This is a genomic window from Flavobacterium commune (assembly GCF_001857965.1).
GTDB classification, from domain to species: Bacteria; Bacteroidota; Bacteroidia; order Flavobacteriales; family Flavobacteriaceae; genus Flavobacterium; species Flavobacterium commune.
The window spans coordinates 947,031-972,089 of the sequence record NZ_CP017774.1 but is presented as its reverse complement, the minus strand read 5'-3'; the positions used below and the strand labels follow the sequence as shown (position 1 = coordinate 972,089).

Sequence of the window (25,059 nt, the reverse complement as noted above, 5' to 3'; positions counted from 1 at the left end):
GGAACGAAGCAATCTTACTTCGCAAAGTATTCAGTATTCAGTTTTTGAGTGTTCAGATTTCAGATTAAAAAAAATAAAAATCCGCGTTTGAAATCCGTTTCATCCGCGTTCCATAAATAAATAGTATTATGAAAATAACATTAGAAAGAGTAAACGAAAACTTCCATTTTCAATTAAAAAATGAAAGAGGACATATTGTAAATGTAGATGCGCGTCCGGATTTTGGAGGAAATGATATGGGGCCAAGCCCAATGGAATTAGTCTTGATGGGTGTTGCAGGATGTAGCGGAATTGATATGATTTCGATTCTAAAAAAACAACGTCAGGAAATCACTTCTTTCAAAGCTGAGGTTGAAGGAGAGCGTGTACAAGTAGGAGAAGCAAAACCGTTTAAAGATATTCATGTGGTTTTTTCTTTGGAAGGAAATATTAAAGAAGACAAAGCGGCTAAAGCAGCGCAATTGTCTTTCGAAAAATATTGCTCAGTTTCTAAAACAGTAGAACCTACAGCTACAATTCATTATAAAGTGATTTTGAACGGAGTAGAATTAGCGAAAATTTAAAACTAATAATATAATAATTAAGCCTTTTCAGGGAGAAAGAGAAAGAAAAACTTTGTGATTCTCTGCGTTTTCTTTGTGAATCTTTGTGAAATAGCTTTAAAATAATAAAAAATGGACGAACAAGAATTTGGTTTTGAAACTCAAGCCATACGTACACATATAGATAGAACACATTATCAGGAACATTCAACGCCTTTGTTCTTGTCTTCAAGCTTTGTTTTTGAAGATGCTGAAGATATGAGAGCTTCTTTTACGGAAGAAAAAGAACGTAATATTTACAGTCGTTTTTCTAATCCCAATACAACTGAGTTTGTAGATAAGGTTTGTGCTATGGAAGGTGCTCAGGCAGGTTATGCTTTTGCAACCGGTATGGCGGCAATTTATTCAACTTTTGCAGCTCTGTTGGGTTCGGGAGATCATATTGTGTCTGCCGGAAGTGTTTTTGGTTCTACGCATGCGTTGTTTATGACTTATTTTCCAAAATGGAATATTACCACTTCTTATTTTGATATTAATAAGCCGGAAACAATTGAAAGTTTTATTCAGCCAAATTCTAAAATTTTATATGTAGAAACACCAACTAACCCTGGTGTTGATGTGATTGATTTAGAATTGTTAGGGAATATTGCTAAAAAGCACAATTTGATTTTGATTGTGGATAACTGTTTTGCAACGCCTTATATTCAACAACCTATAAAATATGGTGCTCATATTGTAGTGCATTCTGCAACTAAGCTGATGGATGGTCAGGGAAGAGTTTTAGGAGGAGTTGCTGTTGGACAAGCCGATTTGATTCGTCAGATTTATCTTTTCTCAAGAAACACAGGTCCGGCAATGTCGCCATTTAATGCCTGGGTTTTGTCTAAGAGTTTAGAAACTTTATCTCTTCGTGTAGACAGACATTGCGAAAATGCCTTGAAAGTAGCTGAGTTTTTAGAAAGTCACCCTAATGTAAATAGTGTGAAATATCCTTTCCTGAAATCGCATCCTAAATATGAAGTAGCTAAAAAGCAAATGCTTTTAGGTGGTAATATTATTGCTTTTGAAATCAAAGGAGGTATTGATGCAGGTCGTGCTTTCCTGGATAAAATAAAATTATGTTCGCTTTCTGCTAATATTGGTGATGCTAAAACTATTGTTACGCATCCGGCTTCAACAACTCATAGTAAATTATCTGTTGAAGAGAAATTGGCAGTTGGGATTACCGAAGGTTTGGTGCGTGTTTCTGTTGGTTTAGAAACTGTAAAAGATGTTATTGCCGATTTAGAGCAGGCACTTTCTTAAAGATTTCAGAATAAAGATTAACGATTTTTGATTGCAGATTTTCTGTAAATCAAAAATCGTTTTTTTATGTTTATTAGGTCAAATAATATATTTTTGTCATTATTAAGTGTGTTTTAGTTTTTTATAAATCAAAAATCATCAATCGTTAATCATCAATCAAAAATCATAATGCTTTCAAAGAAAACAAAATACGGAATTAAAGCATTGACTTTTTTGGCGCGCCAGGAAGATCAAACGCCTGTTGCTATTGCTGATATTGCTAAAAGCGAAAATATTTCGATTAAGTTTCTGGAAAGTATTTTGTTGTTGCTTCGCAATTCGGGATTTTTAGGTGCCAAAAAAGGAAAAGGAGGAGGTTATTATCTGATTAAAGATCCTAAAGAGATTAGTATGGCAAAAGTGTATCGTATTCTCGAAGGACCAATTGCTTTGCTGCCTTGTGCGAGTCATAATTTTTATGAAAGATGCGATGATTGTGAAGACGAAAAGACTTGTGCAGCGCGTCGTTTGATGACTGAGATTAGAGATAATACCTTGATGGTTTTAGAGAATAATTCTTTGGCTGATATTGCTTTCTAATTTTTTTGACAGTCATATTTAAAAAGCCCCTTTCGTTGAATGAACAATGAAAGGGGCTTTTAATATTTTTTATTTTGTTGTCTTTAGAAGATCAAATTGTATCCTACAAAAAACAACATTACCGCAATTGCATTTCTAAGGAATAAATCAGGTACTTTACCACTCAACATACTTCCCATATAAATTCCCGGAAGAGATCCCATTAATAATTGACCCAATAAGGCTAAGTCTAAGTTTCCCATTGAAGCATGTCCTAATCCTGCTACGAGTGTTAGTGGAACTGCATGCGCAATTTCGGTTCCTACAAGTCTTGGAGTTGGCAGAAGTGGGTAAAGGAAGAATAATGTCACCGTACCCAATGCTCCGGCACCAATCGAAGTAAGTGTTACAGTAGCTCCCAGTAAAACTCCTATAGCAATAGTGAGCATGTTTTGAGTTTTGCTTTGGCTGTGGAATTTATCTCCGGCATGTTTTTGAGAAAAGTCCAGTAATTTCTTTTTGAATAGAATGGCTACCGAGGTAAATAATAATGCCCAGCCTAAACTATATTTTATTACGGCATTAATTGCAGTAACATCAGCTTTTATATTGTGTAGAATCCATAAAGTTAATAGGGCTGCCGGAATACTGCCTAATGAAAGCCAGCCTGTTATAACCCAATTGACATTGCTTTTTTTATTATGTACAAGGATTCCCCCGGTTTTTGTGAATGCAGCATATAATAAATCGGTACCTACAGCCTTTGTTGGCGGAATACCAAAGTATAATAAAATAGGAGTCATTAATGAACCGCCTCCTACACCTGTCATACCTACTACAAAACCAACAAATAAACCTGCGACTATAAGCCCTATTTCAAAATCCATAAAAATATTTTTTTGCAAAAGTACAATTGTTTTACAATAATCCTATGGATATAGTAGAATTTGTTTTTTGCCTTGAATGATTTTGTTCTTAATTAGATGCTAAGATTCTGAAATTTAAAAGTTTGTAAAATGGATTTGCTTTACAGGAAATGGTTTTAGGTTTTTTAAAAATGCTTTTGAGTAGCTTTTTACTGATTTTTAATGTTTTAAAGTTTTGTTTTTGATTCTTTTAACTATAAAAACAGTAAAATATGTTTTGAAATTTAGAAATAAGTAGTATTTTTGCGGAGTAATCTACTAAACCGATAGGGTAATGGATTTTAAAAGAATAAAATTTTAATTTTTTTTCTTGTCAAGGAATAAGATTGTTTAATGTTAAAATAAAAATGAGTTTGGATTCAAAAAAGAATAATGAGGTTACAAAATCAGAATTTGATTTAAAAGATCGATTGTGGGTTATTGTTCCGGTTGCATTATTAATTGGACTTATTTGTGTTTTGATATACAAGCATCACGATGCGTTTTCCTGGGATGGATTTATTGGAGGATTTAATCAGGAGTTTTTAGTGTTTTTTGCAATTGGTGTTTTTGCACAATTAGTGGATGGAACATTAGGAATGGGATATGGGGCAACTTCAACTTCATTTTTGTTGTCTTATGGGATTCCGCCGGCAATAAGCAGTGCCGGAGTACACGTGGCTGAAATGTTTACCACCGGAGCTTCTGCACTTTCGCATCATAGATTTGGAAATATTAATAAAAAATTATTGAAAAATCTTTTAATTCCCGGTGTGATAGGTTCAATTACCGGAGCTTATTTGTTATCGGATGTGATTGATGGCGATGTGATTAAGCCTTATATTTCGGTTTATATGATGATTTTAGCGGTTGTTATTATTGCAAAAGCATTAAAGAAAAATATAACAAAAAAGAAGACTAAAAAATTAGGATTTCTAGCTACCTTTGGCGGTTTTATGGATTCTATTGGCGGCGGTGGTTGGGGGCCTATTGTAACCTCTACTTTATTAGGTCGTGGAAGGAATCCCCGTTATACTATTGGGTCGGTGAATGCAGCTGAATTTGCAGTAGCATTTGCAAGCGGAATTACATTTATGATTTTTGGAGGGGTAGAAGGATGGCAGTTGATTATTGGATTGATTTTAGGTGGTGTAATTGCAGCGCCAATTGCTGCCTATTTAGTTAATAAGATTCAACGAAAACCAATGATGATTTTTGTTGGAATTTTAATTATAATATTGAGTTTAAAAACTTTGTGGAAGTTTTTGTAAAATAATAAAATAAAGACTTTCCTCTTTTTTGGGAAGTTGAGTTAAAAATAGAATAATGAGTGAAGCAATAGTAAAAGATTTATTAGAAAAAACAGCAGGATTTTCGATTGAGGAAACACTGGTTTTTTTGGCTGATGAATACAAAGATAAAGTAGTTTTTTCTACGTCATTTGGTCAGGAAGATCAGGTGATTACTGATTTAATTAATAAAAGCAATGCGGCTGTAACCATATTTACTTTGGATACAGGACGTTTGTTTCAGGAGACTTACGATGTTTTTCACAGGACACAAAAGAAATACAAAACATCTATAAAAGTGTATTTTCCTGAAGCTAAGGCGGTGGAGGAATTATTGGAGAAAAAAGGACCTAATAGTTTCTTTGAATCTGTTGAAAACAGAAAAGAATGTTGTTTTATTCGTAAAGTAGTGCCGCTTAAAAAAGCTTTGGCCGGGAATAAGCTTTGGATAACAGGTTTAAGAGCGGAGCAATCAGAAAACAGAAGCGATTTGCATTTGTTTGAATATGATGCTAATTTTGACCTCGTAAAATTCAATCCGTTGTTGAGATGGACATTGGAAGAAGTACAAAAATATATTGACGATCATAATGTGCCACAAAACAGTTTGCACAAAAAAGGATTCGTAAGTATTGGTTGTGCCCCTTGTACCAGAGCCATTGTAGAAGGAGAAGATATTAGAGCAGGAAGATGGTATTGGGAACAAAGCCATAAAGAATGTGGTTTACACGGGAAATAATTAAGAAAAAAAGTTAATTCAATAGATTTAAATAAAAAAAATGAGTTCAGTTTTAAAAACAAATGCTTTAGAGAGCGAAGCGATTTACATATTCAGAGAAGTAATTTCTCAATTTGATAAGCCTGTGTTGCTTTTTTCAGGTGGTAAAGATTCGATTACTTTGGTAAGATTAGCGCAAAAAGCGTTTTTTCCAGCTAAGATTCCTTTTCCATTGTTGCACGTAGATACAGGACATAACTTTCCTGAGACTATCGAATTTAGAGATAAATTAGTTGCTGAATTAGGTTTAGAGTTAATCGTTCGTAATGTACAGGATGCTATTGATGAAGGAAAAGTAGTTGAAGAAACAGGTAAATATGCTAGTAGAAACAGTTTGCAAACTACTACGCTTTTAGATGCTATTGACGAATTCAAATTTGATGCTTGTATTGGTGGAGCGCGTAGAGATGAGGAAAAAGCAAGAGCTAAGGAACGTATTTTTTCAGTTCGTGACGATTTTGGTCAATGGGATGAGAAAAATCAACGTCCTGAATTGTTCGATTTGTTAAATGGAAAAATTGAAATGGGTCAAAACGTACGTGTGTTCCCAATTTCAAACTGGACAGAATTAGATGTTTGGAGTTATATCGAACAAGAACAAATTGAAATTCCATCTATTTATTTCTCTCACAAACGTAAAGTTTTTGTTAGAGATGGTATGATTTGGTCACATTCTCCTTTTGTTTACCAAGATGAAGATGAAGAAGTTGAAGAAAGAATTGTTCGTTTTAGAACTGTTGGAGATATGAGTTGTACTGCTGCGGTAGAATCTTATGCAGGAACAATTGCTGAGGTAGTAGGCGAAATCAGAGCTTCTACTATTTCTGAGCGTGGTGCACGTATTGACGACAAACGTTCGGAAGCAGCAATGGAGAAAAGAAAACAACAAGGATACTTTTAATAGTTGATCGTTTTTCGTTTATAATATAAACCACAAACAAACAACTACAAAATAATAAACAAAACAAGAATGGAAGTTTTAAAAATAGCAACAGCAGGAAGTGTAGATGACGGAAAGAGTACATTAATAGGTAGATTATTGTATGATACACAATCATTGACTACAGATAAATTAGAAGCAATTGAAAAAAGCAGTAAGCAAAAAGGATATGATTATTTAGATTTCTCTTTGGCTACTGACGGATTAGTTGCAGAGCGTGAGCAAGGAATCACTATTGACGTAGCTCATATTTATTTTTCAACAGCTAAGAAAAGTTATATTATTGCCGATACTCCAGGGCACATAGAATATACGCGTAACATGGTTACAGGAGCTTCAACTTCTCAGGTATCTATCATTTTGATTGACGCCCGTAAAGGAGTAATTGAACAAACATACCGTCACTTTTTTATCAATAATTTATTGAGAGTAAAAGATGTGATTGTTGCTGTAAACAAAATGGATTTAGTTGATTATTCAGAAGAAGTTTTCAATAAAATCAAAGCTGATTTCCAGGCATTGAATGCTAAGAGTTCATATAAAGAACAAAATGTAAGTTATATTCCATTGAGTGCTTTAACAGGAGATAACGTTGTAGAATCATTAGGAAAAATGCCTTGGTATACCGGGCAAACTATTTTACAGCATTTAGAAGCTTTAGAGTCAAAAGATATTTATGATACAGGAAAAGCTCGTTTCCCGGTTCAAACGGTAATCCGTCCTAAAACTGAAGAATATCACGATTTTAGAGGGTATGCCGGAAAATTATACGGAAATAACATTAAGGTAGGAGATGCTGTAACAGTATTACCATCTTTAACAGAATCTAAAGTGACTAATATTCATTTCTTTGATCAACAATTTGATGAAGCTGCTGCAGGTTCTTCAATCACAATTGAATTAGAAAATGATATCAATGTAACCAGAGGAGATATGATTGTAAAATCGAATGAATTGCCTAGAGTTGAGAAAGACATCACTACGACAGTTTGTTGGATGGATAGCAAGAAATTAGTTGCGGGAACTAAATATTTAATTCAACACAATACTAACAGAGTGTTGGCAAAAGTAGATAGTGTCAAAAATGTTATTGCAACTGATTATTCAGGAACAACTCCTGCATCTCAATTAGCAATTAATGAAATTGGAGAGGTAACAATTAAATTGAGTAAGCCATTGTATTTTGATGCTTATAATGATAACAAATCAAATGGAGCGTTTATTTTAATTGATGCTTCAACAAATACAACGGCAGGAGTAGGGTTTATTAGATAGCCTTTGGCTTTTAGCCTTATGCAAAATAAATAAGATATAACCATTACAAGCTGTTAGCTGATAACTAATAGCAAAAAGCAAAAAAAAAGATGCAAAGTTTTAGAACAGAAATAGAGGATCCGATTGTCCAAAAAGAGATTATCGATTTAGAAAAAAAGATACACGCATTCCGTGGTGGAAAAATTGACGATGAGCGTTTTCGTAGTCTTCGTTTAGCGCGTGGTATTTACGGTCAACGTCAGGAAGGTGTTCAGATGATTCGTATCAAATTACCTTATGGTAAAGTGACCAGCGAGCAATTGAAAAGAATTACTGAAGTTTCAGATAAATATTCAACAGGACGTTTACATATTACAACACGTCAGGATATCCAAATTCACTATGTGAGTTTAGATAGAACTCCAGAACTTTGGGCTGATTTAGCTAAAGATGATATTACTTTAAGAGAGGCTTGTGGAAACACAGTTCGTAATATTACAGGAAGCGAATTAGCAGGTGTGGATGTTGATGAGCCATTTGATGTGACTCCTTATGCACACGGTTTGTTTCAATATTTGTTGCGTAACCCAATCTGTCAGGAAATGGGACGTAAATTTAAAATTTCATTCTCTTCATCAGAGAAAGATTCTGCTTTGAGTTATTTACACGATTTAGGATTTATTCCTAAAATTGTAGATGGACAAAAAGGTTTCAAAGTAATGTTAGGTGGTGGATTAGGTTCTCAGCCTTCTCACGCCGAATTGCTTTCAGAATTTATTCCGGTTAACCAAATTATTCCAACTGCAGAAGGAGTAATCAGAATTTTTGACCGTTACGGTGAAAGAGCTAAACGTTTAAAAGCTCGTTTGAAATTCTTAATCAAAGATTTAGGTCGTGACGAATTCTTGCGTTTAGTAGACGAAGAGAAAAAAGCATTGCCTTTCCATAGTTATGAAATTGACACTACTGCTTTTGAAGGACCAATCGCTGAGCCTTTATTAGAAGTACCAACAGTTACTATCGAAGATGTTGCTGCTTATGAAGCCTGGAAAAAAGCAAATGTTATTGCTCAAAAACAAGCGGGTTATGTAGCTATTGGAGTAAAAGTTCTTTTAGGAGATTTTTATACTGATAAAGCCAGATTATTAGCTGATTTGATAAAAAATTACGGAGCTAATGAATTGCGTTTTTCATTACGTCAAAACATTGTGATTCGTAATATTAAAGAAGAAAATTTACCATTCTTCTACCAGGAGTTAGCAAAACTGGATATGGTTTCTTTAGGTTACAATACTATTGGAGATATCACGGCTTGTCCGGGTACTGATACTTGTAACTTAGGTATCGCAAGTAGTACAGGTATTGCTGACGAATTAGAAAGAGTGTTAAAAACTGAATATCCTCAATTTGCAAACAACCAGGAAATTGCAATCAAAATTAGTGGTTGTATGAATGCTTGTGGTCAACACAACATGGCTGAAATTGGTTTCCAGGGAATGTCAATCAATTCAGGGAAATTAGTTGCTCCGGCATTACAAGTATTATTAGGTGGTGGAATTTTAGGAAACGGAAACGGTCGTTTTGCCGATAAAGTTATCAAAATCCCTAGCCGTCGTGGACCTGAGGCTTTGCGTTTAATCTTAAATGATTTTGAAGCAAATGCTAACGGAGCTAAATTCTTGGATTACTATGATGCTAACGGAGAGAAATATTTTTACGAATTCTTAAAACCGTTGGCTGATGTTACCAACCTTACAGAAGCTGATTTTGTTGACTGGGGTAATGCTGATAACTATGTGAAAGCAGTAGGTGTTGGAGAATGTGCCGGTGTTGTAATCGACTTAGTTGCTACTTTGTTATTCGAAGCTAAAGACAAAATAACTTCTGCTCAGGAATTATTAGAGGAGCAAAAATGGTCAGATGCAATTTACTTAGCTTACGCAGGATTTGTTAACGGTGCTAAAGCATTGTTATTGGCTGAGAAAGAAAAAACAAATACACACGCAGGAATTATCGATTCTTTCGATACTGTTTTTGTTGAAGGAAACAAAATTGAATTAGGAACTTCTTTCAGAGAATTAGTTTACCAAATCAATAAAAATGAGCCTTCTGAAGCTTTTGCAAAACAATATATTGAAGAAGCGGTTTCTTTTTTCGCAAAATTAGAAGCTTACAGAGAGCAAGATTTAGCTAAAGCATAATTCAAAAAAGATGAGTGAAATTAAAGATATAGCAGGAAAGGATTCAAATAGCCAGGAGCGTAACGAATTGTATCCGATTTTTTTAAAGCTGCATAACCTTAGTGTGCTTATTGTAGGCGGAGGAAATGTGGGGTTAGAAAAGCTGTCTTTTTTGCTCAAATCGAGTCCCAATGCAAAAGTTGAGGTTGTTGCAACGCGTTTTATTGATGAATTAGTCACTTTGGCCGAAAGTCATCCTACGGTAAAACTGACTAACAAAAAGTTCAAGAAAAAAATGCTGAAAAAGCGCAACATGGTAATTGCCTGTACAGATGATTTGAAGGTCAACAAACGTGTATACGAATTATCCCGAAAAAGGTATTTGATATGCAATATTGCTGACACACCTGATTTGTGTGATTACTATTTAGGAGGAATTGTAACCAAAGGAAATGTAAAAATTGCTATTTCCACCAATGGAAAATCCCCTACAACCGCTAAACGATTGAGAGAGTTTTTTGAGGAAGTAATACCTGAAGATATTAATCAAATGGTTCAAAACCTCAATGATTATCGCAATACTTTAAAAGGGGACTTTGAAGCTAAGGTTCAAAAAATGAATGAGATTACTCAATCATTAAAAAATAAAGAATAAAAATGTAATTCGCGGAAAACGAATGACAGAAATCATGTGGTAAATATGATTTTTTTCGTTTCTTTGCAGTTATTAAGAATGATTATAAATAAATAAAAAATGATAGAAACAGATATCCTTATAATAGGAGCCGGTCCAACTGGTTTATTTGCCGTTTTTGAAGCAGGATTATTGAAATTAAAATGTCACATCTTAGACGCTTTGCCTCAACCAGGAGGACAATTAGCTGAGTTGTATCCAAAAAAACCAATCTATGATATCCCTGGATTCCCAGAAGTATTGGCAGGAGATTTAGTAGATAACTTAATGGAGCAAATTAAGCAATTCGAGCCAGGTTTTACACTTGGAGAGCGTGCTGAAACTATTGTAAAACAAGAGGACGGAAGTTTTATTGTAACTTCTAACGAAGGGACTGAATTCCATGCTAAAGTAATTGCTATTGCTGGAGGATTAGGAAGTTTCGAGCCTAGAAAACCTTTAATCGAGGATATTGAGTTTTACGAGAATAAAGGAGTAAAATACTTTATTAAAAACCCTGAAGAATTCAGAAACAAGCGTGTGGTTATAGCAGGTGGTGGAGATTCAGCTTTAGACTGGAGTATTTTCTTGTCTAATGTTGCTTCTGAAGTGACTTTGGTACACCGTCGTAATGAATTCCGTGGTGCTTTGGATTCAGTAGAAAAAGTACAGGAATTAAAAGATGCCGGGAAAATCCACATGATTACTCCTGCTGAGGTAGTTGGAATCAACGGAGCTGAGCACGTAGAATCTATTGATTTGGACGAAAACGGAGCACACCGTAATATTCCTTGTGATTATTTCATTCCACTTTTTGGGTTAACACCAAAATTAGGACCTATTGGAAACTGGGGATTAGAAATCGAGAAAAACGCTATCAAAGTAAACAATGCTTTGGATTACCAAACTAACATTCCTGGAATCTTTGCTATTGGAGATATCAATACATACCCAGGGAAATTGAAGTTGATTCTTTGTGGTTTCCACGAAGCGACTTTAATGTGTCAGGCGGCATACCAAATCATCAATCCAGGAAAACGTTATGTATTGAAATACACAACTGTATCAGGAGTTGACGGATTTGACGGAACCCGTAAAGAAGCGCCAAAAGCAGTCGTAAAAGCGATAAACTAAAACACTCAGTTGTTTACAATTATAAATAGCCTTATCACTTGCAAGTGGTAAGGCTATTGCTTTACTTTGCATTTCCTAAAATATAAAATATCAGGAGCACAGCATTAGGTGTTTTTAAGGGAATTAGTTCCCGTCATTCGCTGTATCTTGTGGGGCATAAACGCCCGCCCCACAAGGATGTCGCTACTGCCGGGGCTAGAGAGTTACAGTAGTGATTTTAAGGAAATAAATAAAAAACAAAAGCTAGTGCCTTAGTGCCTTAGCGGCAAAAAAATAAGTTATGCCAAGCATTCAAGAAGAAATCAAAAAAAGAATACTCGTTCTCGATGGAGCCATGGGAACCATGTTGCAACGCTATAATTTTTCGGAAGAAGATTTTAGAGGCGAACGCTTCAAGGATTTTCCCCATTCTCTAAAAGGGAATAACGATTTGTTGTCACTGACCCAACCTAAAGCCATTGCCGAAGTGCATGCCGCTTATTTTGAGGCTGGAGCTGATATTGTGGAAACCAATACCTTCTCAGGAACAACCATCGGTATGGCCGATTATCATATGGAGGATTTGGTTTACGAATTGAACTATGAGTCGGCAAAAATTGCCCGTCAGGTAGCCGATGAGTTTACTGCTAAAAATCCGGACAAACCTCGTTTTGTTGCCGGTTCAATCGGGCCAACAAACAGAACAGCAAGTATGTCTCCTGATGTGAATGATCCGGGATACAGAGCCGTAACTTTTGATGATTTGCGTATTGCTTACAAACAACAGGTAGAAGCTTTAATGGATGGTGGTTGTGATTTGCTTTTAGTGGAAACTATTTTTGATACGCTAAATGCTAAAGCAGCACTTTTTGCTATTGAGGAAGTAAAAGACGAACGCAATATTGATATTCCAATCATGGTTTCAGGAACAATTACTGATGCTTCTGGAAGAACACTTTCGGGACAAACGGTAGAGGCGTTCTTGATTTCGGTATCGCATATTCCATTATTGAGCGTAGGATTCAATTGTGCTTTAGGAGCCGATTTATTGAAACCGTATTTACAGACTTTGTCGCATAATACTTCTTTCAATGTGTCAGCACATCCTAATGCCGGATTGCCTAATGCTTTTGGGGAATATGATGAAACACCAGAGCAAATGCAAGCTTTTATCAAAGAATATTTAGACGATAATCTCGTAAACATCATTGGCGGTTGTTGTGGTACAACTCCAGATCATATCCGTATGATTGCAGAAGCTGCGGCAAAGTATAAGCCGAGAGTTTCAACGGCGAGTTTGTAACTTGAAAGAATTGGAATGGGCACGGATTGCAAATCCGCGCTATCTGGTTTAGCAAGATGTTTTATAGTTTTTTTAGAGATAATAATAATTTTATGGAAAATCATTTTTTTGAATTACCTATTTATAGATGTTCTGAAGAGAAATATTCTAAAGAATTGGATGAACTCAGTAAAAAAATTGATTTAAACATTCCATATTTAAAAGGACAAGAAAAAGAAACAGAAAAAATTAAAACAGATTTGTTTTGTCGTTTTTCACATGGATACGTATACAATGAAGTTATTGGGTGGATTCAACTATATGTTTTAGGAAATCAAATAAGAGGCAAATATTATTTTGAAGTAAATCCTTACGATAAGAGAACGATAAAAAAACGGTTGGATAAATGTATAAGAAAAAAGCAATTCGAATGTATAGGGAAAGCTTTTGAGTTTTCCGTTTATGAGAATGATAGTTCAGATGAAATTTATTTAAAAATAATTAACCAAATTAATTATTTGAAAGAAGAGAAACCATTTAAAGGGAGAATTATAGATATTAGTAAGTTAGAAAAAATCTCTACGTTTGTTGATTGGAAAAGACTTTTAAAAGATTTGAATCCTTATAATAATAAATTTTGAAATAGACTAGATAGCGGATTTGTAATCCTTGCCCGCAAAGAGAATAAAAATATAATAGTCTAGTTTTGTCATTCCGACGAAGGAGGAATCACATAACGGATATAACATGATGAGATTCCTCCTTCGTCGGAATGACAAAAATGAGGATATAGATATTGAGATTGCTTCGTTCCACTCGCAATGACTTGGACGAATAAAAATATAAAAAGAAAAATGGCAGTAGTAGAACCAAGAAGAAATTTAGTTTTATCGGGATTAGAACCTTTGATTATTACGCCCGAAAGCGTTTTTGTAAACGTTGGGGAGCGTACTAATGTTACGGGATCTAGAAAATTTCTTCGATTGATTAAAGAGGAAAAATACGACGAAGCTTTGAGTATTGCTAAAGAGCAGGTAGAAGGAGGAGCGCAAATCATCGATATTAATATGGATGAGGGAATGCTGGATGGCGAATACGCAATGGTGAAATTCCTGAACCTGATTGCTGCCGAACCGGATATTGCCCGTGTGCCTATTATGATTGATAGTTCGAAATGGCACATTATCGAAGCAGGATTGAAAGTGGTGCAAGGGAAATGTGTGGTAAACTCGATTTCGTTAAAAGAAGGCGAAGAACAGTTTATTCATCACGCAAAATTGATCAAGCGTTACGGTGCTGCGGCGATTGTTATGGCTTTTGACGAAGTAGGTCAGGCAGATAATTACGATCGTAGAGTAGAGATTTGCCAGCGTTCGTATGATATTTTGGTGAATAAAGTAGGTTTCCCACCTCAGGATATTATTTTCGATTTGAATATATTTCCAGTGGCAACCGGAATGGAAGAACACCGATTGAATGCTCTTGATTTCTTTAGGGGAACCGAATGGGTGAGAGCTAATTTACCACATGCGCATATTAGTGGTGGGGTGAGTAACGTATCCTTTTCTTTCCGTGGAAATGATGTGGTACGTGAAGCGATGCACTCGGTTTTTCTGTATCATGCTATCAAAGCGGGTATGACAATGGGAATTGTAAATCCGGAGATGTTGACTATTTATGATGACATTCCGAAGGATTTGTTAGAATATGTAGAGGATGTAATTTTAGATAGAAGAGACGATGCAACGGAGCGTTTATTAGATTTTGCCGAAAGCGTAAAAGGTGAAGGGAAAGCCACTGAAAAAGCGGTGCAGGAATGGCGAAATGGTAGTTTCCAAGATCGTATTACTCATGCCTTGGTAAAAGGAATTGACCAATTTATTGAGGAAGATGTTGAGGAAGCCAGATTAGCTGCAACTAAGCCAATTGAAGTAATCGAAATCAACCTGATGGCGGGTATGAATGTGGTTGGGGATTTATTCGGAAGCGGAAAAATGTTCTTGCCGCAGGTAGTTAAATCGGCACGTGTAATGAAAAAAGCCGTTGCTTATTTGTTGCCATTTATTGAAGCTTCAAAACAGGCGGGAGATAAGGAAGGAAACGGAAAAATATTGATGGCAACCGTAAAAGGGGATGTGCATGATATTGGAAAAAATATTGTTTCGGTGGTATTGGCTTGTAATAATTACGAAATCATTGACCTTGGGGTGATGGTTCCGCCAGAAAAAATTATTGCAGCTGCATTGGAACACGACGTAGATATTATTGGATTGAGTGGTTTGATTACGCCTTCGCTGGACGAAATGGTGTTTTTGGCCAAAGAATTGGATAGAAGAAATCTAACAATTCCTGTGATGATTGGTGGAGCAACCACTTCGCGTGCACATACCGCTGTGAAAATTGCACCGCAATATCGTGCAACTGCAATTCACGTAAATGATGCTTCGAGAGCGGTTACTGTGGCTGGAAATTTATTAGATCAGAATAAAGAATCTTACATGAACGGCATTCGAGAAGAGTATGATGCTTTTAGAGAATCGTTCCTGAATCGTTCGAGAGATAAAAGTTTCCTGTCTATTGAAGATGCCCGTAAGAATAAATTACAGTTGGATTGGGCCAATTATACGCCTAAGAAACCTAATTTTATCGGGACAAAAAGTTTAGAAGTAGATTTGGATGTTTTAGTTCCTTATATTGACTGGACTCCGTTTTTTCAAACATGGGAATTGTATGGGAAATATCCGGCTATCCTGACCGATGAAGTGGTAGGGGAGCAAGCTTCTTCGGTGTTTAAAGATGCACAAGAGATGTTGGAAGTGATTTTGAAAGAAAAGAAATTCACAGCTAAAGGGATTTATGGAGTTTTTCCAGCCAATCAGGTGAATGATGATGATATTCAATTGTATGATGAAAGCGGGAAAGAATTGGAAAAATTCCTGACTTTACGTCAGCAATCACAAAAAACTAAAGGTGCACCTAACATTGCATTAGCCGATTTTATTGCGCCAAAAGACAATGAAGTGATTGATTACATGGGAGCTTTTTGTGTGACAACCGGTTTTGGTGTTGATGAATGGGCTGATGAATATCGTGATAATTTAGACGATTATAACTCGATTATGGTTAAGGCATTAGGGGATCGTTTGGCTGAAGCTTTTGCCGAATATTTACATGAAAAAGTACGAAAAGAATTTTGGGGTTATGATGCCGATGAATCTTTGTCAAATGAAGAATTAATCAAAGAAAATTACAAAGGAATTCGTCCCGCCCCCGGATATCCGGCCTGTCCTGACCATTTGGAAAAACCAACGATTTGGAAATTGTTAAAAGTAGAAGAGGAAATTGGAGTAACTTTGACCGAGAGTATGGCTATGTGGCCGGCGGCATCGGTTTCAGGATATTATTTTGCAAATCCTGAAAGCAGGTATTTCGGACTTGGAAAAATAAAAGAAGATCAGGTAATTGATTACGCTAAACGAAGAAGTATTTCAACAGACAAAGCCATGAAATGGTTGAGTCCTAATATAGCAGATTAAAAAGATCGTTTTTGTTTGTTGGTTTGTCGTTTATGGTTTTAGACCAGAACGAAAACAACAAACAATAAACAACAAACAATACACATGAAAGTAACAGAGCACTTAGAGAAAGCAAAAGGGAAACCTTTATTCTCATTTGAAATTGTCCCGCCACAAAAAGGGAGTAATATCAACGAATTGTATGTAAACATCGATCCATTGATGGAGTTTAAACCGCCTTTTATAGACGTTACTACTTCCAGAGAAGAGTATGTTTATATCGAGAAAGACGGCCTTTTTGATCGAAGAATTACCCGTATGCGTCCGGGAACGGTTGGGATTTGTGCTTCTATTCAACATAAGTATGGTGTTGACGCTATTCCTCATGTTTTGTGTGGTGGTTTTACCAAAGAAGAAACCGAATATTTATTGGTAGATTGCCAATATTTAGGAATTGATAATTTGGTTGCACTTCGTGGTGATCCTATGAAAGGGGAGAAATATTTCGAACCAACTATTGGAGGGAATCATTATGCAGTGGATTTGGTTAAACAAATTAAAGCGATGAATGCAGGGAAGTTTTTGCACGGTGAATTGCCTATTCAAAACGCACCTGATTTTTGTGTAGGTGTAGCCGGATATCCGGAAAAGCATATCGAAGCTCCAAGTCTTGAGGCTGATTTGAAAAGACTGAAAGAAAAAGTAGATGCCGGAGCTGATTATATTGTGACGCAAATGTTTTTTGATAACCAACGTTATTTTAAATTCGTTGAAGCTGCCCGTGCTATAGGTATTACGGTGCCAATTATTCCGGGAATCAAACCGGTAGCTGTAAAGCGCCATTTGCAATTATTGCCACAGGTTTTTTGGTTGGATATGCCTGAAAGTTTGATTAGTGCTATTGAAAACGCTAAAGACAATGCAGCAGTTCGTCAGATTGGAGTAGAGTTTGCGGTTCAACAGTCTAAAGAGTTGATTGAATTTGGAGTGCCTTGTGTACATTATTATTCGATGGGTAAATCAGATAATATTCATCAAATAGCAAGTCAGCTGTTTTAAATAAATATAAAACTCGTGTGAATAAAATTACACGAGTTTTTTTACGCCCTTTTAATTTGTTTTAATTTAGAATAAATAAAAATAATTTTGTAGCTTTCTTTTTATTTTATAGTTTTGCGGCTTATTAATTAAAAAATAATTAGAATGAATTGTATTTGTGTATATAAGTCGAGAAAAAATAATATTTGGTTTAGTTTTTTGCTAATTTTTTTCATGTCAATTGGATATTCGCAAACTAATAATGGTGTAGTTTCTGGTGTTGTAAAAGATGTTACAGGTAAACCAATAGAAGCTGTAATAGTTGTGCTTAAAAAAACGAATAAAAGAGTACAAACCGATGAGAATGGTGTTTTTAAGTTGAGTAACGTATCAATCGGGCAAACTGTTTTTGTGATTAGGAGATTAGGTTATTTAACAATAGAAAAAAATGTCCAAGTTAAAACAGAAGGAATTACCGTTATAGATGATATTGTTTTGACGGAAGATTTGACTCAATTGAATGAAGTAAGTATTTATGGCAATAAAAATAAATTTGCAAAAAAAGAAACTAAATCTATAGCTCGTTTACCGCTTAAAAACCTCGAAAACCCACAAGTTTATAATGTAGTGGGTAAAGATTTGATGAAAGAACAAATTGTTTTAGAACGTACTGATATTTATAGAAATGTTCCGGGTGCTGTTCCTAATTATTCGGCAGGTGGTTCTCAGGGATTAACGATGCGAGGGTTTTCGAATACAAGTGGAATGCTCAATGGTATGAATACTAGTCCGGTTTATCCATTAAATCCAGCAATTTTGGAAAGTATTGAGTTTATTAAGGGACCTTCAGGTACTCTGTTTGGAGGGACTAGGAATACTTCTTTTGGCGGGGTTTATAATTATGTGACTAAAAAACCTTTTGGGGTTTTTGGAGGAGAAGTTAGTTTTGTTGCAGGAAGTTTTAATTTCACTAGAGTTGCTGCAGATGTAAATACTCCGTTAAATAAAGAAAGAACGGCTTTATTAAGATTAAATGTTGCAGGGCAATCTGAAGGTTCTTTTCAAGATCAGGGCTATGCTAAAAACTATGTTTTTGCTCCCTCTTTTTCATATCAGGTAACTGATCGATTAAAGTTCTCTGTTGATTTAGATATTACAAAAAGCACTTATACTATGACTACCATTTCAATAGGTTCTTTAACTAATGTTTTAGCAAGAAGTTTTGAGGATTTGGAATTTGATTATAATCGTTCTTATACAAATAATGATGTAGATGCAGAAATAGGAGTAAATAATTTAGGAGCACAAATAGATTATAAAATATCAGATCAATGGAAATCAGAAACAAAATTTTTAAGTTCAGTGGGATACTACAAACACTTGCTTTGGACAAATTTGAATGTTTTGACTGATTCTACAGCAACCAGGGTTATTAGAAATCAAACTCCAGAAACATTTGGGAATATTCATTTACAACAGAATTTCATAGGAGATTTTAAAATAGGGTCTCTTAGAAATAGAATGTTAATTGGGTTGGATTATAATAATGCTTATAATGAATTAAATCGAGTTGTTGGTATAAATTATGATGTGATCAATGTGAATCAGCCTTTAAATGATTTTAATGCAGAAAAAATAAGAGATTTGTCATATGCCAAAGGTTTTAGTGCTAGTAATACAAAAGCTGAGACTTATGGATTTTATATTTCGGATGTTGTTAATTTAACCCCATCTTTAATGGCAATGTTAAGTTTGCGTGTAGATAGATTTTCTACCAAAGGGACTTATAATGTTTCAACAGGGATTTACGCACCTAATACCGCATATCAACAAACTTCTCTAGCGCCAAAATTTGGATTGGTCTATCAACCTGTTGAAGGAAAGATTTCTGTATTTGCAAACTATATGAATGGTTTTACAAATTTAGCTCCGGTTGTTCAGCCCGATAATAGTGTATTGAAATTAGATTCTCAATATGGTACACAATGGGAAACGGGTATTAAAGTAGATATTTTAGATAATAAACTCAGCGGATCGATTAGTTACTATGATATAAAAGTCACTAATTCTAATTATAAAGATGCAGTAACAAATTATACTATTCAGGACGGAACCCAAAGTAGTAAGGGAGTTGATGTTGAACTTATAGCTAATCCAATTCCAGGTTTGAATATAGTAGCCGGATATGCTTATAATGAAAATAAATATACAAGAGCGAGTACCGCATTATTAGGGAAGTCACTTGCGGCCAGCCCTAAAAATGTAGCTAATATTTGGGCAAGTTATGCTGTTCCAGAGGGGGGAATTAAAGGTTTAGGAATTGGAGTAGGTGGGAATTATGTTAGTGATTCTTGGTTTGAAACAACTAATACATTTGTTCTGCCATCATACACTTTGTTGAATGCAGCATTATTTTATGATCAGCCAAAATATAGAATATCATTAAAAGGAAATAATCTTTTAAATGAAAAATATTGGAATGCTACAGGAATGCCACAAAAAACTATAAATCTTCTTGTTGGCCTTGCTATTAAATTCTAATTTTTTTTCATCATAAACTGAAAAAGCATCGTTTCAAAATAGAGATGATGCTTTTTTGTTTATTCTTTAGTTATAATAATTTCGCTAAGTCATTAGGGTTTCTGAGATTGTTCCAAAAAACATGTAGTGCAATGTTTTTTGGAACAATGTTAATGCTGTAATATAAAGTAGTTTGTTTTGAAATTACAGAGCTATAAACATTACTATTTTTATTGTATGTGCCTATTTCTGGGTTTTTAGATAATCTTAGTATGGATTATGTTGAAAAATAATCGGTATAAATTGGGATGGTAATGTTTTGATTTTTAGCTGTTAAAATGGTATATTTGAGTTCACTGTAAAAGTATTTTCAAGATGAAACATTTTTATTATACATTTTTAGCAACTGTTATAACTTTTACTTCTTGTAAAAATGATGACATTAAGAAAGCACAAGTAACGAATGGGACTATAGTGCCTTTTACACAGCAAACTACTATAGCTAAAAGTTCGCAAACTCCAGTAGCTGAAAAGCATAATTTGTTTCGTGAAAATAATGTTGTTACGGCTTCCTCTGCATCTGTTGTAGGAGCTGTTAATCCTGCACATGGTCAGCCTAATCACCGTTGTGATATCCCTGTTGGTGCTCCTTTAAATAGTCCTTCAAATAAAAGTGCTGCTGCTGTTAGTCAAACGAATGTTCAGCCTCAGGCTACTCAGACAATAACCTCTAAAATGTCCACACCTAAAGTAGTAACTGCTGAAGGAATGAATCCTCCACATGGGGAAAAAGGGCATCGTTGTGATATAGCTGTAGGTACACCATTAAATTCTAAGCCGGCTGTAAATGCTGCTGTTTCAGATGTTCAGTCTACACCAAATACTAATGTTCAGCATCCTGTTCCTGCTTTGTTGTCTACAAAAGCTGCAGGAACGAAAACTCTTGAAGAAGCGAAAACTACCGGAGGGGAGTAAATCCTCCTTATGAAAAAAGGACAGTGCTGAGATATTGCGGTTGGTGTCCTTTTTGTATAGATTTTTTTTTAATTATTTGGTAATCTCTCTGAATACGGCTTCCAGATTTTTATTTTTCTGATTAAGTTGTAAAGTCTTTAGACCGTTGTCATGAGCAAAGTCAAAAACCGCAGGACGCATATCCTTGTCGGCTATAAATGTGAGTTCCCAGGAGAAATCATGAGTGTTTTTGTATGATTTTAAATGTGGAATTCTGGCAATAGCTTGTTCTTCGATTTGGTAATCAAATTCCACTTCGATAATTTGTTCTTTATCTGCAGAGATTAAATTGTTTAGTTTTTTATCGGTGACAATTTTTCCCTGGTTGATAATGATGACACGGTCGCAAATAGCTTCTACTTCCTGCATGATGTGAGTAGAAAGAAAAACGGTTTTGTCTTTTCCTGCGTTTTTAATTACGTTGCGTATTTCTAAAAGTTGGTTTGGGTCTAACCCTGTAGTTGGTTCGTCCAGAATCAATACGTCTGGATTATGAAGTAAAGCATTAGCCAGTCCTACACGTTGACGGTAACCTTTAGAAAGTTGGCTTATTTTTTTGTGACTTTCGGTGTTTAATCCGGTGAGTTCGATTACTTCTTCAATTCTTGATTTGGATATTTTGTAAACATCGGCGTTAAAAGCGAGATATTCTCTCACGTACAAATCTAAATACAATGGATTGTGTTCCGGTAAATAACCAATAGAAAGTTGAACTGCTTTTGGATTAGTGCTGATGTCTTGTCCGTTTACTAAGGCTGTACCCTCGTCGGCAGCAAGGTAAGTTGTCAATATTTTCATTAAGGTCGATTTTCCTGCTCCATTTGGTCCCAGGAAACCAACGATTTCTCCTTTTTGTATAGAAAACGAAATGTTGTCCAATGCCTTTTGGTCACCATAACTTTTGGATATATTTTTTACTTCTATTGACATGTTTCTTTGATATTTGAAGCAAAAATAAACAGAAAAAGTATTGCTTTATTTTTTTTGTACAAAATGCAAAATATTTTTTGCTGAATTAAAAATAAATTCTACATTTGCAAAGTAAAAAAAAATATTTACAGCAAATTATATCAAAATGTCAAATAACCGTTTCTATTTTAGTACTTCTTTTTATTTCTTTAGCGAGAGATAAGGATTGTGCTATGGTAATTTGAAAATATAAGATAAACAAATAAAACTAATATACAATCCTGATGAAAATCAGGATTTTTTTTTGAATAAATGGAAACAAAAATTGCGATACAAGGTATAGTTGGTTCTTTTCATCATCAGGTGGCTCAGGAATATTATGATCAAGATGTGGTTGTAGATGAGTGTTTGTCTTTTGATGAATTGGTAGATAGTCTTTTGTCAGGAAAATCAAGTCAGGCAGTAATGGCTATCGAGAATTCTATTGCAGGTCCTATTATTCCAAACTATGCGTTAATTGATAAGAATGATTTACATATTATCGGGGAGCATTATTTGAGGATTCATCAAAATTTGATGGCATTAAAAGGACAAAGTATTGCCGATATAAAAGAAGTTTATTCGCATCCAATGGCATTGTTGCAATGTATGGATTTCTTGAAGCAATATCCGCACATCAAATTGGTTGAAGATAAGGATACGGCTGAAACGGCTCGTAGAATTCAGGAAAATCAACTTACAGGAGTTGCGGCAATTGCCAGTAAAGTAGCTGCTGAAATGTATGGTTTAGAGATTTTGGCTCCCAAAATTCAAACGATTAAAAATAACATGACCCGTTTTGTTATTATTAATAAAGAGAATTCATTTGTTCCTGAAAATGAAATAAACAGAGCTTCTTTAAAATTTGAATTGGATCATAAACGTGGAAGCTTAGCAGCGGTTTTGAATGTGATGAGCGATTGTAAAATGAATTTGACTAAAATTCAATCATTGCCAAAAATTGAAACACCTTGGAAATATTCTTTTTTCGTGGATGTTACTTTCGAAAAATATGAAGATTACGCCAAAGCAAAATCGTTATTAGAGATTATGGCAGAATATTTTAAAGTATTGGGAGAATACAGAAATACCAAGCCTTTAATAAATGAAGATTAAAAAAGAGTAAAAAATATAAGCAGATTGTCAATTCGAGCAAAGTCGAGAATAGTTCAAAAGCAAAGAATAAAATGATTACAACAGCAAATAGATTAAATACAGTTGAGGAATACTACTTTTCATCAAAATTGAGAGAAGTGAGACAATTGGCATCAGAAGGAAAACCTATCATTAATATGGGAATTGGAAGCCCTGATTTGGCACCATCGAAAGCTGTTATTGATGCTGTTGCATTGGCTATTCAAGACGAAAATGCACATGGATATCAAAGTTATCAGGGATTGCCGGAATTGAGAAGTAGTATGGCGGCTTTCTATAAGAACAATTTTCAGGTAGAATTAAATTCAAATACGGAGATTTTGCCTTTGATGGGTTCTAAAGAAGGAATCATGCACATTTCATTGGCATTTTTGAACGAAGGAGATCAGGTTTTAATTCCTAATCCGGGATATCCAACTTATACTTCGGTTACGAATTTAGTAGGAGCAGAAGCTGTTTATTATGATTTGGCAGAAGCTAATAATTGGGAACCTGATTTTGAAGCTTTAGAAAAATTAGATTTATCGAAAGTAAAATTAATGTGGATAGGTTATCCGCACATGCCAACAGGAGCCAGAGGAAGTTTAGAGTTATTTAAAAATTTAGTGGCTTTCGCCAAAAAACACCAAATACTGTTAGTGAATGACAATCCATACAGTTTTGTTTTGAATGACAATCCTATGAGTTTGTTGCAGGTGGAAGGAGCTAAAGATGTGGCTTTAGAGTTGAATTCATTGAGTAAGACTTTTAACATGGCGGGATGGCGAGTAGGAATGGTTTCAGGAAACGCTGACCTTATCGATGCTGTTTTAAGAGTGAAAAGTAATATGGATAGCGGAATGTTTTTTGGAATCCAAAAAGGAGCTATCGAAGCATTAAAGAGTGATCAATCATGGTTTGATTCCATGAATGAAATATATAAAAGACGCCGCGTTTTAACGGAGCAATTAGCCGAAAAATTAGGTTGTAAAGTTTATAAGGAAGGAGTAGGTTTATTTGTTTGGGCTAAATTACCTGAGGGAATACAATCAGCAGAAAAGTTCATTGATCAGATATTGCACGAAAAATATATTTTTATTGCGCCGGGAACTATTTTCGGTTCTAATGGAGAAGGATATATTCGATTTGCATTATGTGTGAAAGAAGAGAAAGTTCAGGAAGCAATAGATAGATTTTAACAAAATGAAAGTATTTGTAATAGGTATAGGATTAATAGGTGGTTCGATGGTTTTAGACATCAAAGCACTTTATCCGGAAGCTACTATTTACGGAATAGACAATAACGACAAACATTTGCAGCAAGCATTAGAGTTAGGAGTTATTGATGTTGCGGCTACAATGGAAGATTTGCAGGAAGCAGATTTTGTAATTGTGTCGGTTCCTGTAAATGTTGCCATTAGTTTATTGCCTAAAGTACTGGATTTAGTTGGAGAAAATGCCATTGTTTTAGAAGTAGGTTCGACTAAGAATCCAATTTGTAAAGCGGTAGCGAATCATCCTAAAAGAAGAAATTTTATTGCCACTCATCCTATTGCCGGAACGGAATTTTCGGGGCCTTCGGCAGCTTTGAGAAATTTGTTTAGAGATAAAACAAATATCATTTGCGAAGTAGAAAAAACGGCTTTCAAATTACAGGAAAAAGCCTTGGAAGTGTTTAAAGCTATGGGAATGCGTATTCGTTATATGGATCCAAAATCGCATGATAAACACATTGCTTATGTTTCGCATTTATCGCACATTAGTTCCTTTATGTTAGGAAAAACAGTGATTAATAAAGAAAAACACGAGCAGGATATTTTTGATATGGCGGGTTCCGGTTTTGAAAGTACGGTGCGTTTAGCTAAAAGTTCACCAGCGATGTGGACGCCAATTTTCGAACAGAATAAAGCACAGGTTTTAGAATCATTAGAAGAATATATTTCGAATCTGACTCAGTTTAGAGATTTATTAGTACAGGATGATTACAATGCAATTTATGAAGAAATGGCAAGCGTAAATAAAATCAGAGAAATACTAAACGGAATAAGCGTTAAAAAATAGAAGAATAATA

21 protein-coding genes are annotated in these 25,059 nt (G+C 35.0%); 19 read left to right on the top strand and 2 right to left on the bottom strand.

Features of this window, described 5'->3' with window-relative positions; translation table 11 throughout:
- The first annotated feature begins 128 nt into the window (after window positions 1-128).
- From BIW12_RS04185 to BIW12_RS04175, 3 genes are all read left to right on the top strand, one after another.
- Window positions 129-563: an OsmC family protein gene (locus tag BIW12_RS04185; protein ID WP_071183947.1), complete on the top strand. Its 435-nt coding sequence runs from the start codon at window positions 129-131 to the stop codon at window positions 561-563.
- A gap of 111 nt (window positions 564-674) precedes the next feature.
- Window positions 675-1,847: a trans-sulfuration enzyme family protein gene (locus BIW12_RS04180; protein WP_071183946.1), complete on the top strand. Its 1,173-nt coding sequence runs from the start codon at window positions 675-677 to the stop codon at window positions 1,845-1,847.
- Between the two features lie 168 nt (window positions 1,848-2,015).
- On the top strand, window positions 2,016-2,426 hold the full coding sequence (locus BIW12_RS04175) for an RrF2 family transcriptional regulator (protein WP_071183945.1): 411 nt from the start codon (window positions 2,016-2,018) through the stop codon (window positions 2,424-2,426).
- Window positions 2,427-2,509: 83 nt separating this feature from the next.
- Here the strand turns inward: BIW12_RS04175 and BIW12_RS04170 are convergent, their stop codons facing one another.
- On the bottom strand, window positions 2,510-3,292 hold the full coding sequence (locus BIW12_RS04170; protein WP_071183944.1) for a sulfite exporter TauE/SafE family protein: 783 nt from the start codon (window positions 3,290-3,292) through the stop codon (window positions 2,510-2,512).
- Between the two features lie 386 nt (window positions 3,293-3,678).
- Here BIW12_RS04170 and BIW12_RS04165 point away from each other — a divergent pair, with 386 nt between their 5' ends.
- From BIW12_RS04165 to BIW12_RS04105, 13 genes are all read left to right on the top strand, one after another.
- Window positions 3,679-4,581 (top strand): sulfite exporter TauE/SafE family protein, encoded by a 903-nt coding sequence (locus BIW12_RS04165; protein ID WP_071183943.1) that lies wholly within the window; start codon window positions 3,679-3,681, stop codon window positions 4,579-4,581.
- A 55-nt stretch (window positions 4,582-4,636) separates the two neighbouring features.
- The gene (locus BIW12_RS04160) at window positions 4,637-5,338 is read left to right on the top strand and encodes a phosphoadenylyl-sulfate reductase (RefSeq protein ID WP_071183942.1); all 702 of its coding nucleotides are present in this window, start codon (window positions 4,637-4,639) and stop codon (window positions 5,336-5,338) included.
- A 40-nt stretch (window positions 5,339-5,378) separates the two neighbouring features.
- Entirely contained in the window at window positions 5,379-6,278 is a 900-nt protein-coding gene (gene cysD, locus BIW12_RS04155; protein ID WP_071183941.1) for a sulfate adenylyltransferase subunit CysD, read from the top strand.
- 69 nt (window positions 6,279-6,347) lie between these two features.
- Window positions 6,348-7,592, top strand: a complete 1,245-nt coding sequence (locus BIW12_RS04150; RefSeq protein WP_071183940.1) for a sulfate adenylyltransferase subunit 1 — start codon at window positions 6,348-6,350, stop codon at window positions 7,590-7,592.
- An 89-nt stretch (window positions 7,593-7,681) separates the two neighbouring features.
- Window positions 7,682-9,772 (top strand): HEPN domain-containing protein, encoded by a 2,091-nt coding sequence (locus BIW12_RS04145; RefSeq protein ID WP_071183939.1) that lies wholly within the window; start codon window positions 7,682-7,684, stop codon window positions 9,770-9,772.
- A gap of 10 nt (window positions 9,773-9,782) precedes the next feature.
- Window positions 9,783-10,406 (top strand): precorrin-2 dehydrogenase/sirohydrochlorin ferrochelatase family protein, encoded by a 624-nt coding sequence (locus BIW12_RS04140; protein ID WP_071183938.1) that lies wholly within the window; start codon window positions 9,783-9,785, stop codon window positions 10,404-10,406.
- A 99-nt stretch (window positions 10,407-10,505) separates the two neighbouring features.
- Window positions 10,506-11,558 carry an NAD(P)/FAD-dependent oxidoreductase gene (locus tag BIW12_RS04135; RefSeq protein ID WP_071183937.1) on the top strand — a complete coding sequence of 351 codons (1,053 nt, stop codon included), beginning with the start codon at window positions 10,506-10,508 and terminating at the stop codon, window positions 11,556-11,558.
- 280 nt (window positions 11,559-11,838) lie between these two features.
- Window positions 11,839-12,840, top strand: a complete 1,002-nt coding sequence (locus BIW12_RS04130; protein WP_071183936.1) for a homocysteine S-methyltransferase family protein — start codon at window positions 11,839-11,841, stop codon at window positions 12,838-12,840.
- A 92-nt stretch (window positions 12,841-12,932) separates the two neighbouring features.
- On the top strand, window positions 12,933-13,460 hold the full coding sequence (locus tag BIW12_RS04125; RefSeq protein WP_071183935.1) for a hypothetical protein: 528 nt from the start codon (window positions 12,933-12,935) through the stop codon (window positions 13,458-13,460).
- A 180-nt stretch (window positions 13,461-13,640) separates the two neighbouring features.
- Window positions 13,641-16,355 (top strand): methionine synthase, encoded by a 2,715-nt coding sequence (gene metH, locus BIW12_RS04120; protein ID WP_083382044.1) that lies wholly within the window; start codon window positions 13,641-13,643, stop codon window positions 16,353-16,355.
- An 84-nt stretch (window positions 16,356-16,439) separates the two neighbouring features.
- Window positions 16,440-17,393 carry a methylenetetrahydrofolate reductase [NAD(P)H] gene (metF, locus tag BIW12_RS04115; RefSeq protein WP_071183934.1) on the top strand — a complete coding sequence of 318 codons (954 nt, stop codon included), beginning with the start codon at window positions 16,440-16,442 and terminating at the stop codon, window positions 17,391-17,393.
- 213 nt (window positions 17,394-17,606) lie between these two features.
- On the top strand, window positions 17,607-19,913 hold the full coding sequence (locus tag BIW12_RS04110) for a TonB-dependent siderophore receptor (protein ID WP_198033449.1): 2,307 nt from the start codon (window positions 17,607-17,609) through the stop codon (window positions 19,911-19,913).
- A gap of 354 nt (window positions 19,914-20,267) precedes the next feature.
- The gene (locus BIW12_RS04105; RefSeq protein WP_071183932.1) at window positions 20,268-20,867 is read left to right on the top strand and encodes a hypothetical protein; all 600 of its coding nucleotides are present in this window, start codon (window positions 20,268-20,270) and stop codon (window positions 20,865-20,867) included.
- Window positions 20,868-20,939: 72 nt separating this feature from the next.
- Here BIW12_RS04105 and gldA read toward each other — a convergent pair whose 3' ends face one another.
- Window positions 20,940-21,836 carry a gliding motility-associated ABC transporter ATP-binding subunit GldA gene (gene gldA, locus BIW12_RS04100; RefSeq protein ID WP_071183931.1) on the bottom strand — a complete coding sequence of 299 codons (897 nt, stop codon included), beginning with the start codon at window positions 21,834-21,836 and terminating at the stop codon, window positions 20,940-20,942.
- A gap of 291 nt (window positions 21,837-22,127) precedes the next feature.
- Here gldA and BIW12_RS04095 point away from each other — a divergent pair, with 291 nt between their 5' ends.
- From BIW12_RS04095 to BIW12_RS04085, 3 genes are all read left to right on the top strand, one after another.
- Entirely contained in the window at window positions 22,128-22,970 is an 843-nt protein-coding gene (locus BIW12_RS04095) for a prephenate dehydratase (RefSeq protein ID WP_071183930.1), read from the top strand.
- A gap of 71 nt (window positions 22,971-23,041) precedes the next feature.
- Window positions 23,042-24,187 (top strand): pyridoxal phosphate-dependent aminotransferase, encoded by a 1,146-nt coding sequence (locus BIW12_RS04090; protein ID WP_071183929.1) that lies wholly within the window; start codon window positions 23,042-23,044, stop codon window positions 24,185-24,187.
- Between the two features lie 4 nt (window positions 24,188-24,191).
- Window positions 24,192-25,049: a prephenate dehydrogenase gene (locus tag BIW12_RS04085; RefSeq protein WP_071183928.1), complete on the top strand. Its 858-nt coding sequence runs from the start codon at window positions 24,192-24,194 to the stop codon at window positions 25,047-25,049.
- Window positions 25,050-25,059: the final 10 nt, after the last annotated feature.